General features: G+C 70.7%; 9 protein-coding genes. 8 read left to right on the forward strand and 1 reads right to left on the reverse strand.

Annotated features, from left to right (window positions below):
* The first annotated feature begins 42 nt into the window (after positions 1–42).
* On the forward strand, positions 43–945 hold the full coding sequence (locus tag N912_RS58375; RefSeq protein ID WP_051581611.1) for a DUF2334 domain-containing protein: 903 nt from the start codon (positions 43–45) through the stop codon (positions 943–945).
* Here N912_RS58375 and N912_RS0143485 read toward each other — a convergent pair.
* Positions 911–1,900, reverse strand: coding sequence for an NAD-dependent epimerase/dehydratase family protein (locus tag N912_RS0143485; RefSeq protein ID WP_028927376.1), 990 nt, complete (start codon positions 1,898–1,900; stop codon positions 911–913). The two genes, N912_RS58375 and N912_RS0143485, sit on opposite strands and share 35 nt — an antisense overlap.
* 99 nt (positions 1,901–1,999) lie before the next feature.
* Between N912_RS0143485 and purS the strand changes: the two genes are divergently transcribed.
* The 7 genes from purS to N912_RS0143520 form a co-directional block, all read left to right on the forward strand.
* Entirely contained in the window at positions 2,000–2,239 is a 240-nt protein-coding gene (purS, locus tag N912_RS0143490; protein WP_028927377.1) for a phosphoribosylformylglycinamidine synthase subunit PurS, read from the forward strand.
* Entirely contained in the window at positions 2,236–2,913 is a 678-nt protein-coding gene (gene purQ, locus N912_RS0143495; RefSeq protein ID WP_028927378.1) for a phosphoribosylformylglycinamidine synthase subunit PurQ, read from the forward strand. The genes purS and purQ overlap by 4 nt, the downstream gene beginning before the upstream one ends.
* 145 nt (positions 2,914–3,058) lie before the next feature.
* Positions 3,059–4,243, forward strand: a complete 1,185-nt coding sequence (locus N912_RS0143500) for an ABC transporter permease (protein ID WP_051581612.1) — start codon at positions 3,059–3,061, stop codon at positions 4,241–4,243.
* A gap of 99 nt (positions 4,244–4,342) precedes the next feature.
* Positions 4,343–6,664, forward strand: coding sequence for a phosphoribosylformylglycinamidine synthase subunit PurL (gene purL, locus N912_RS0143505; RefSeq protein ID WP_028927380.1), 2,322 nt, complete (start codon positions 4,343–4,345; stop codon positions 6,662–6,664).
* Between the two features lie 180 nt (positions 6,665–6,844).
* Positions 6,845–7,537, forward strand: coding sequence for an ABC transporter ATP-binding protein (locus tag N912_RS0143510; protein ID WP_028927381.1), 693 nt, complete (start codon positions 6,845–6,847; stop codon positions 7,535–7,537).
* A 19-nt stretch (positions 7,538–7,556) separates the two neighbouring features.
* Positions 7,557–8,780: an ABC transporter permease gene (locus N912_RS0143515; RefSeq protein WP_028927382.1), complete on the forward strand. Its 1,224-nt coding sequence runs from the start codon at positions 7,557–7,559 to the stop codon at positions 8,778–8,780.
* Between the two features lie 298 nt (positions 8,781–9,078).
* The coding region (locus N912_RS0143520; RefSeq protein WP_169748053.1) for an efflux RND transporter periplasmic adaptor subunit at positions 9,079–10,097 on the forward strand (1,019 nt) is incomplete at its 3' end.

Here is a 10,097-nt window from a genome sequence, read left to right on the forward strand (position 1 = left end):
CGCCACGTCGAGGTCAGCGGGCCGTCATGCCGGTGCGGCGTCATGGAACACGTGACCGCCACGCTGATCGTGTCGCTGTCCGGGCTGTCCGCGCCAACCCTGTCGGACGCCGCCGACCTCGCCACCGAGCTGGACTCCCGCCTGGTGCCGGCGTCCTGGCTGCTCCCGCCCCGACCCCGGGACGGCCGGCACCTTCCCGACGCGCCGGTGATCCGCTGGCTGCGGGGCCGGGTCCGGGTCGGCGACGCGCTGGTCCTGCACGGTTTCGACCACACCGTGGACCCGATCGGCCGGTGGGCCACGAGCCCGGTGGCCGGCATGGGCCGGCGCGCGGAGTTCGCCTCGCTGCCCTGCCACGAGGCCACCCTGCGGCTGATCGCGGCCACCCGGACCATGGACGAGCTAGGCCTGCCGTCCGAGGTGTTCGCGCCGCCGCGCTGGCTGGCCTCGGCCGGCACGCTGGTGGCGCTGCGCCGGCGCGGGTTCCGGGTGTGCGCGGACAGCGTGGGCGTGCGGCTGCTGGACGCCGGGGCGGATGGCGGCCGGCTGTTACGCGGGCGGGTGCTCGACGTGAGCGGCGGGCGCGGCGGCGGGCTGGGGCCGCGGAGTCGTGTTCTGCGCGGCGGTCGGGCGCGCGGGCTGGGTGCGGCGCGCGCGGTGGGCACGGACCATGCAGCGGACCTGGAAGCGGACAAGGCTAAGGCGCACCGCACACCGGCCGGTTCGCTGGTCGGCGCGGCCACCCGGGTCGCGCGCCGGGGCGGCCTGGTGCGGATCGCGGCGACGGCGTCCGACCTGCGCCGTCCCGCCTCCCGCGCGGCGCTGATGGACGCGGTCGACGCCGCGCTGGCCGCCGGCGCGCTGCCGGCCACCTACAGGTCGCCCGAGCCGAGCCCGACGCCGGCACCGATTACTGGAGCAGGGGCGCCTCCTCCTCGGGGGTGAGGCCGGCCTTGCGGGGACGGTTCGGGCCGAGCGAGCGTTCGTCGGCCAGCACGTCGGCGGCGGTGTCGGCGAGCGGACGGATCTCCAGGCCGGCGGCCAGCGACGCCTCGGTGTCCCGGTCGGCCATGCCGTAGTGGGTGGTCGGCAGCCACAGCGGCAGCGACTTCGGCCCGGCCCACGGTCTGACTCCGGCGGCGAGCAGGTCCTCCGGCGGCACCGGGACCAACGACAGGTCGGCGGCGCCCACCGAGGAGGCGATGCCCTCCAGCACGGCGGCCAGCGTGCCGCGCGGGCCGGTGCCGTCGAACGTGCCGGCCAGGCCGCGCTCGCCGGCGGAGACGATCCAGTCGGCCAGGTCGCGCGCGTCGGCGTACTGGAACGGCTGGTCGGGCACGTCCGGGACGACCACCCGGCCGCCGGTGGCCATCCGCGCCGGCCAGTAGCCGAACCTGTCGTGCGGGTCGCCGGGGCCGGCGAGCAGCCCGCCCCGCACCACGAACGCCCGCTCGCCCAGCGCAGCGCGCACCGCGTTCTCGCTGGCCACCTTGACCCCGCCGTAGACGTCGGGATCCGGAGTGTCGGACCGCTCGGTGGGCTCGGTGCGCGGCGCGAGCAGCGGCGCGTCGGCGCGCTGGCCGCGGGTGGCGGCGTCCGCGTAGACGTTGATGGTGGACACGAACGTCCAGTGCCCGGCCTTCTCGGCGAGCGCGTCCAACGCGTCGGCGACCCAGGGCAGCGACATGGTCGCCACGTCCACCACCGCGTCGAACCGCTCGCCGCGCAGCTCGTCGAGCGCGCCGGGTCGGTCACGGTCGGCCACCACCAGCCGCGCTCCGTCCGGCGCCGAGCCCGAGGCCCCGCGCGCCACGCACCACACCTCGTGCCCGCGCGCCAGCGCCGCCGCCGCGACCGCGCGGGACAGGAACACAGTGCCGCCCAGCACCAGAACTCTCATGAGCCAACTGTCCCAGAACGGGGGCGCGCGGCGCGGAAGTTGTCCACAGGCCGGCCTCGAGGGACAACCCGACCCGGACGGAGACATTAGGCTGCGGGCATGGCTCGTGTGGTGGTGGACGTGATGCCCAAGCCGGAGATCCTCGATCCGCAGGGGCAGGCGGTGGCCGGCGCGCTGGCCAGGCTCGGCTTCGCCGGGGTGAGCGAGGTGCGGCAGGGCAAGCACTTCGAGCTCGACGTGGACGACTCCATCGACGACGAGACACTGCATAAGCTGGCCGGCACGCTGCTGGCCAACCCGGTGATCGAGGACTGGCGCGTGACCAGGGTCACCCCGTGACCGCCCGCGTCGGTGTGATCACCTTCCCTGGCACGCTGGACGACGTGGATGCCGCGCGCGCGGTGCGCCACGCCGGCGCGGAGCCGGTGCCGCTGTGGCACGCCGACGCCGACCTGCGCGGGGTGGACGCGGTGATCGTGCCCGGCGGCTTCTCCTACGGCGACTACCTGCGCGCCGGCGCGATCGCCCGGTTCGCCCCGGTCATGGGTCCGGTGTTGGACGCGGCGGGCACCGGGATGCCGGTGCTGGGCATCTGCAACGGATTCCAGATCCTCTGCGAGGCCGGCCTGCTGCCCGGCGCGCTGACCCGCAACGCGCGGCTGCGCTTCATCTGCCAAGACCTGTGGCTGCGCGTCGAGCGCGCGGACACCGCGTGGACCAGCGGCTACCGCGAAGGCCAGCGCATCCTGGTGCCGCTGAAGTCCGGCGAGGGCCGCTACGTCGCCGACCCGCGCACCCTGGACGAGCTGGAGGAACAACGGCGGGTCGTGTTCCGTTACGAAGCGGGGGCGCCCAACGGCGCGAGCCGGGACATCGCCGGCGTGGCCTCGGCGAACGGGCGGGTGGTCGGCCTGATGCCGCACCCGGAGCACGCCATCGACCCGGCGACCGGGCCGTCCGCCGACGGCCTGGGGATCTTCACCTCGGTGCTCGCCGGGCTGGTCGCCAGCTGAGCCGGGGACGTATCCGTCCGCCGGCGCGAAGTGGCGCAGGCAACTCGAATTACACGTGCTAGCGGCCCTCTGGCTCCCCGATGCTAGAGGTGCCGACACTCGACGGACGGATCCGATGAACCTCAAAGAAGCACTCACTATTGCCATGCGCGGCCTGCGTGCGAACCGCCTGCGGTCCGCGCTCACCACGCTCGGCATCGTGATCGGCGTGACGGCGGTGATCGTCCTCGTCGGCCTGGGCGACGGCATGAAGGCCGGGTTCAACAAGAGCTTCGGCGAGCTGGCCACCGCGATCATCGTCAAGAAGGTGGAGGGCTCGGTCCCTGGCGGCGGGAAGGCCCGCGACCTCAAGATGGCCGACGTCAACGCGCTCAGCGACAAGACCAAGGCCCCGGACGTGGCCACCGTCATCCCGGTCATCGGCGGCGACGCGCTGGCGACCCGCGACTCCACCACGTTCCGGACCAGCGTGGCCGGCTCGACCACCGACTACCTCAGCGTGAACAACCGCGAGATCGTGGCCGGCTCGATGTTCACCGAGGAGCAGGCGCGCACCTCCGCCAAGGTGGTGCTGCTCGGCCCGAACCCGGTGGCCAGCCTCTACGGCGGCGACGCCGGCAAGGCGATCGGCTCGGACATACGGCTGGACCGGGCCACGTTCAAGGTCATCGGGGTGCTCAAGACGGACGGCAACAACGACGACATCGCGCTGATGCCGCTGCAGACCGCCAGGGCGAACCTCAAGGGCGGCGACTCGATCACGACGATGGCCATCAAGGCGACCAGCGTGGCCACCGTCCCGGCCGCCGTCGACCAGATCACCAAGATCCTGTCCGACCGGCACAACATCAAGGACCAGTCGAAGCGCGACTTCGACGTCACCGCGCTGCAGGGCCAGCTGGACCAGATCAACCAGTTCATCTTCTTCCTGAGCCTGTTCATCGTCGCGGTGGCCGGCATCTCGCTGGTCGTCGGCGGGGTCGGGGTCGCGAACATCATGCTGGTCTCGGTGACCGAGCGGACCAGGGAGATCGGCATCCGCAAGGCCATCGGCGCCCCCCGCCGCGCGATCATGAAACAGTTCCTGATCGAGTCGACGGTGCTGGCCGGGCTCGGCGGGCTGGTCGGCGTGGTGCTCGGCGTGGGGATCACGCTGGTCGGCGCGGCGGTCATCCCGAACGTGGCGCCCGACTTCGGCGCGCCCCAGGTGTCGGCCCCGGCGATCGTCGTGGCGTTCGTGGTGAGCCTCGCCATCGGCCTCATCGCGGGCGGTTACCCGGCGTTCCGTGCCGCCAAGCTGCGACCCATCGAGGCGCTGCGGTACCAGTGACCGACGCGCCCGCCACGTAGGCTGGCAGCCGTGATCGAGCCCGAGGACCAGCGCCGCGAGGCGAGCGTCGGCACCGAAGACCCGCTCGCGGGGTCGAGCATCGACACGACCGAGAACGCGGCGGCCACCCCGGACCAGCCGCAGCCGTACGCGGAGCTGGGGCTGCGGGACGCCGAGTACGGGCGGATCCGGGAGATCCTGGGCCGCCGGCCGACCGACGCCGAGCTCGCCATGTACAGCGTGATGTGGAGCGAGCACTGCTCGTACAAGTCCTCGAAGGTGCACCTGCGCTACTTCGGCGAGACCACCACGCCGGAGATGCGCGCGAAGATGCTGGCCGGCATCGGGGAGAACGCCGGCGTGGTGGACATCGGCGACGGCTGGGCGGTCACCTTCAAGGTGGAGTCGCACAACCATCCGTCCTACGTGGAGCCGCACCAGGGCGCGGCCACCGGCGTCGGCGGCATCGTGCGCGACATCATGGCCATGGGCGCGCGGCCGATCGCGGTCGCCGACCCGCTGCGGTTCGGCCCCGCGGACGCGCCGGACACCGCGCGGGTGCTGCCCGGCGTGGTGTCCGGGATCGGCTCCTACGGCAACTGCCTCGGCCTGCCGAACATCGGCGGTGAGCTGGTCTTCGACCCAGGCTACGCGGGAAACCCACTGGTCAACGCCCTGTGCGTGGGCCTGCTCAGGAAAGAGGACCTGCACCTCGCGCACGCCTCCGGCGCCGGCAACAAGATCATCTTATTCGGCGCCCGCACCGGGCTGGACGGCATCGGCGGCGTCTCGGTGCTGGCATCCGAAACATTTGATGGCGACGAGAGCGGAACCGGACGCAAGAAGCTTCCGTCAGTACAGGTAGGCGACCCGTTTACCGAGAAGGTACTGATCGAATGTTGTCTCGAGCTCTTCAACGCCGGCCTGGTGGTCGGCATCCAGGACCTCGGCGGCGCCGGCCTGTCCTGCGCGACGTCGGAGCTGGCCAGCGCCGGCGACGGTGGCATGCGAGTCGAGCTGGACGCGGTCCCCCTGCGCGCCAGGGACATGACGCCGGCCGAGATCCTGTCCAGTGAGTCGCAGGAGCGCATGTGCGCGGTGGTCACGCCCGCGAACGTGGACCGGTTCCTCGACGTGTGCCGCAAGTGGGGCGTGCTGGCCACCGTGATCGGCGAGGTGACCGACGGCGACCGGCTGGTGATCACCTGGCGGGGCGAGACGGTGGTGGACGTGCCACCGCGCACGGTCGCGCACGAGGGCCCGGTCTACCAGCGCCCGATCGCCCGCCCGGACTCCCAGGACGCGCTGGCCGCGAACGGCACCAAGACGCTGCGCCGCCCGAACACGCCGGACGAGCTGCGCGAGACCATCCTGACGATGGCGGCCAGCCCGAACCTGTGCAGCCGCGCCTGGGTCACCGACCAGTACGACCGCTACGTGCGCGGCAATACGGTCTCGGCGCAGCCCGCCGACGCCGGCATGATCCGAATCGAGGCGGGGGTGGGGGAGGGGGCGGGGGGGACCCCCCAAAAAGAAGGAACGCGCGCGCGAGCGGACCGGGGCATCGCCGTCGCCACCGACTGCAACGCCCGGTTCTGCGCCCTCGACCCCTACGCCGGCGCCCAGCTCGCGCTCGCCGAGGCCTACCGCAACGTGGCGGTCAGCGGGACGCGGCCGGTCGCGGTCACGGACTGCCTGAACTTCGGCTCCCCCGAGGACCCGGGCGTGATGTGGCAGTTCCAGCAGGCGGTGCGCGGGCTCGCGGACGGTTGCGCCGCCCTCGGCATCCCGGTCACCGGCGGGAACGTCAGCTTCTACAACCAGACCGGCGACACCGCGATCCACCCCACCCCGGTCGTCGGCGTGCTCGGCGTGATCGACGACGTCGCCCACCGCGTCCCCACCGGCTTCGCCACCCTCGGCGACCGCGTACTCCTCCTCGGCGATACCCGCGAGGAACTGGACGGCGGCGAGTGGGCGCACGTCGTGCACGGTCACCTCGGCGGACGCCCGCCCCGGGTCGACCTCACCGCCGAGCGGGCGCTCGCGTCCGTACTCATTGCCGCCGCCCCCACCGGCGAGCTGTCCTCCGCCCACGACCTCTCCGACGGCGGCCTGGCCCAGGCGCTGGTCGAGGCCTGCCTGATCGGCGGCCGGGGCGCGGACGTAGTACTACCAAAGAACCACGACCCGTTCGTCGCCCTCTTCTCCGAGTCGACGGCGCGCGCCCTGGTCTCGGTACCGCCCGACCGCCTGGCGGAGTTCACCGCGCGCTGCGCCGACGCCTCGGTCCCCTGCACCGAGCTCGGGTCGGTCACCGCAGCGGAGAACGGCCTGGCCGTGGCCGGCGTCGGTACCCTGGAGCAAGAGGTGCTTGCTACCGCATGGAGTGCGACTTTGCCAGCTCTTTTCGGCGATTGAGGCCCCAGACGGCCAAGTCACACCCGTCTCGGTGACGATCACCTCATCGCGTAACGTGGTTGCTACGAACGTCGTTACCCAAGTGGTTCGCATTGCTAGGGATTACGTCGGAATTGACGTGCCGTCAGTAGGGCGCTTCCTGACATCCTGGGCAGCGGCCAACCCGTACCCGGGGGGAAGATGATCGAGCTCGAGAACGTCACGAAGATCTACCAGATGGGCGACATCGAACTGCGCGCCCTGAACAACGTCAGCCTGACCATCGAGACAGGCGACCTCGTCGCGATCATGGGTCCCTCGGGTTCCGGCAAGAGCACCATGATGAACATCCTGGGCTGTCTGGACATTCCCACCGACGGCACGTACCGGCTGGACGGGATCGACGTCGGCACGCTGCGGGACAACCAGCTCGCCGAGATCCGCAACCGCAAGATCGGGTTCGTGTTCCAGGCGTTCAACCTGATCCCCCGCACCAGCGCGGTGCGCAACGTCGAGCTCCCCATGGTCTACGCCGGGATCGGCAACCGCAGGGCGAAGGCCACCGAGGCGCTGGAGAAGGTCGGCCTCGGCACCCGGACCAAGCACCTGCCCAACGAGCTCTCCGGTGGTCAGCAGCAGCGCGTCGCGATCGCCAGGGCGATTGTTACCGATCCGGTAATGATCCTGGCCGACGAACCGACAGGAAACCTAGACACCGCCTCCACCGTGGAGATCATGAAGCTGCTGACCGAGCTGAACGACTCCGGCCGCACCGTCGTGCTGATCACGCACGAGGATGAGGTCGCTTCGTTCGCGAAACGCGTGGTCACGCTCCGGGATGGCCAGGTCATCCGGGACGAGGTCCAGCGGAACAGGAGCGGGGTCAGCGGATGAGAGTTGTGTCGGGGACAGCATGAACCTGAAAGAGGCGTTCACCATCGCGCTGCGCAGCATGCGCGCGAACCGCCTGCGCTCGGCGCTGACCACGCTGGGCATCGTGATCGGCGTGTCCGCCGTGATCGTGCTGGTCGGTCTCGGTGATGGCATGAAGGCCGGCTTCAACGAGTCGTTCGGCAAGCTGGGCACCCAGATCATCATCACCAAGACCAGCGGCAGCGTGCCCGGTGGCGGCGCGGCGAAGGACCTCAAGGACTCCGACGTCACCGCGCTGCGCAACCCGAACCAGGCGCCGGACGTCGGCCAGGTCATGCCGGTGGTCACGGGCAACTCGCTGATCACGTACAACCAGGCGCAGTTCCGCGCCTCGCTGGCCGGCTCCACCACCGAGTACCTGGACATGAACAACCGCTCGCTGGTGGTCGGGTCGTTCTTCACCGACTCCCAGGAGAAGTCCAGGGCCAAGGTGGTCGTGCTCGGCCCGAACCCGGTGGCCAACCTGTTCGGTGGCGACGCCGGCGCGGCGATCGGCAAGGACGTGCGCATCGACCGGAGCACGTTCCGGGTCATCGGCGTGGTCAAGAGCAACGGCCAGGACGATGACGTGGCGATCATGCCGCTGGGTGCCGCCCGGGCGTTCGTGAAGGGCGGCGGCGGCGCCGACACGGTGAACACGATCGTCGTGAAGGCGGCCAGCGTGCCGCAGGTTCAGCCCGCGCTGGACCAGGTCACCAAGATCCTGTCCGAGCGGCACAACATCACCGACCCGTCCAAGCGGGACTTCGAGGTCACCGCGCTGCAGAGCCTGCTCGACCAGTTCAACCAGTTCCTGACCTTCCTGACGCTGTTCACCGTCGCGGTGGCGGCGATCTCGCTGATCGTCGGCGGCATCGGGGTCGCGAACATCATGCTGGTCTCGGTGACCGAGCGGACCAGGGAGATCGGCATCCGCAAGGCCATCGGGGCCAGGCGTAGTGCGATCATGAAACAATTCTTGATCGAGTCGACGGTGCTGGCCGGGCTGGGCGGCTGCGTCGGCATCTTGATCGGAGTCAGCATCACGATCGCGGGCGCGATCGTGATTCCGAAGGTGGCGCCGGACTTCGGCGCGCCGCAGCTGTCCGTGATGGCTATCGTGATCGCCTTCGTGGTCAGCCTTGCGATCGGCGTGGTCGCCGGTGGGTACCCCGCCAACCGGGCATCCCGGCTGCGGCCGATCGAAGCGCTCAGATACCAGTAGTAACCCACGCCAGTGGGGGTCCGGACCGACACGAGGAATGAGGTGGGCACGGCACACCAGTTGCGATGGACCCCTTCCCCCGAAATGACGACACAGTGAGCGGACCGGTGCTCCCCGAAACTCACCGGTTCACCACTGCACGTGAAAGGCAGGACTGTTGATGACCACAACGACGATCCGCGGCAGTACGGGGGTGCGCATGGCCGCCGCGGTGTCACTGGCCTTGGTCGTGTCGGCGGTGGCCGCGGGATGTGGGGGCGGTACCCCCTCCGCGCCCACCGCTCGGGTCGAGCGCGGCATGGTTGCTACGAAGGTGTCCGCGTCGGGTGCGTTGGCGGCGGTGACCTCGCAGAACCTGGGCTTCTCGAAGGGCGCGCAGCTCAAAGAGGTGAACGTCAAGGTCGGTGACCGGGTGCAGCCTGGTCAGGTGTTGGCGCGGATCGATGACTTCGCGTGGCGGCAGGCGCTCAACCAGGAGCAGGCGAAGCTGGACGAGGCGCAGGCGCGGTTGGACAAGGCCTCGGGTAACCCCGCGATCGGCGGTGCGAAGGACTCGCTGAACCAGGCGAAGGAGATCCTGGACGCCACCAAGTCGAACGTGGACGAGCAGATCCACCTCGACGAGGAGCTGGTGGACCGGGCTCGCAAGCAGTTGGAGTTCGACCTTCGCGCCGCGCGGAAGATCTGTGGCGGCATGAGCGATAAGGACATGGCCGGCGCTGGTGGCGCGTCTTCCGCTGGTTCCGGCTCAGGTTCGGACTCGGGCTTCGGCTCCGGTTCCGGCGGCGGGTTCGGCAACGGTGGGTCGTCCGGCGGTGGCGGGTTGCTCGGTTCGCTGGGTGGCGCCGCCGGCTCCGCGATGCAAGACCCGAACGGGGACCAGAAGAAGCAGGCGTGCATCAACGCGAAGCGGCAGGCCGTGGTCTCGCGTACGGAGTACGAGAAGGCCAAGCACCAGAAGGACGTGGACGCCAGCAAGGGCCGCATCGATATCGAGACCGCCCGCAAGGCGGTGGTGGAGGCGCAGAACAACCTGGACACCGCGGAGAACGACAAGCCCTCGGACACCGACGCGGCGGCGGCGGTGGTCGCTCAGGCGCGGGCGTCTGTGGCGCTGGCGCAGAAGGATGTCGACAACTCCGTGTTGTACGCCCCGGTGGCGGGCACGGTGTCGGCGATCAACGGCGCGGTGGGCGAGTTCATCGGCAACGGCAGCGGCACGACCACGTCGAAGGCTCCGGGCACGAACGCCTCGATCCCCGGTGTCGGTGCGGCGGCCACCAGCGATGCGTCGTCGTCCTCGGCGACGGGTGCGCC

Source organism: Actinospineispora acaciae DSM 45401 (genome assembly GCF_000620785.1).
GTDB lineage: Bacteria > Actinomycetota > Actinomycetes > Mycobacteriales > Pseudonocardiaceae > Pseudonocardia > Pseudonocardia acaciae.

What these genes read in the sequence shown, in the direction of transcription:
- N912_RS58375 (WP_051581611.1), top strand. Translation starts at nt 43, where the DNA reads ATGGAACACGTGACCGCCACGCTGATCGTGTCGCTGTCCGGGCTGTCC.
- N912_RS0143485 (WP_028927376.1), bottom strand. Translation starts at nt 1,900, where the DNA reads ATGAGAGTTCTGGTGCTGGGCGGCACTGTGTTCCTGTCCCGCGCGGTC.
- purS (WP_028927377.1), top strand. Translation starts at nt 2,000, where the DNA reads ATGGCTCGTGTGGTGGTGGACGTGATGCCCAAGCCGGAGATCCTCGAT.
- N912_RS0143500 (WP_051581612.1), top strand. Translation starts at nt 3,059, where the DNA reads ATGCGCGGCCTGCGTGCGAACCGCCTGCGGTCCGCGCTCACCACGCTC.
- N912_RS0143510 (WP_028927381.1), top strand. Translation starts at nt 6,845, where the DNA reads ATGATCGAGCTCGAGAACGTCACGAAGATCTACCAGATGGGCGACATC.
- N912_RS0143515 (WP_028927382.1), top strand. Translation starts at nt 7,557, where the DNA reads ATGAACCTGAAAGAGGCGTTCACCATCGCGCTGCGCAGCATGCGCGCG.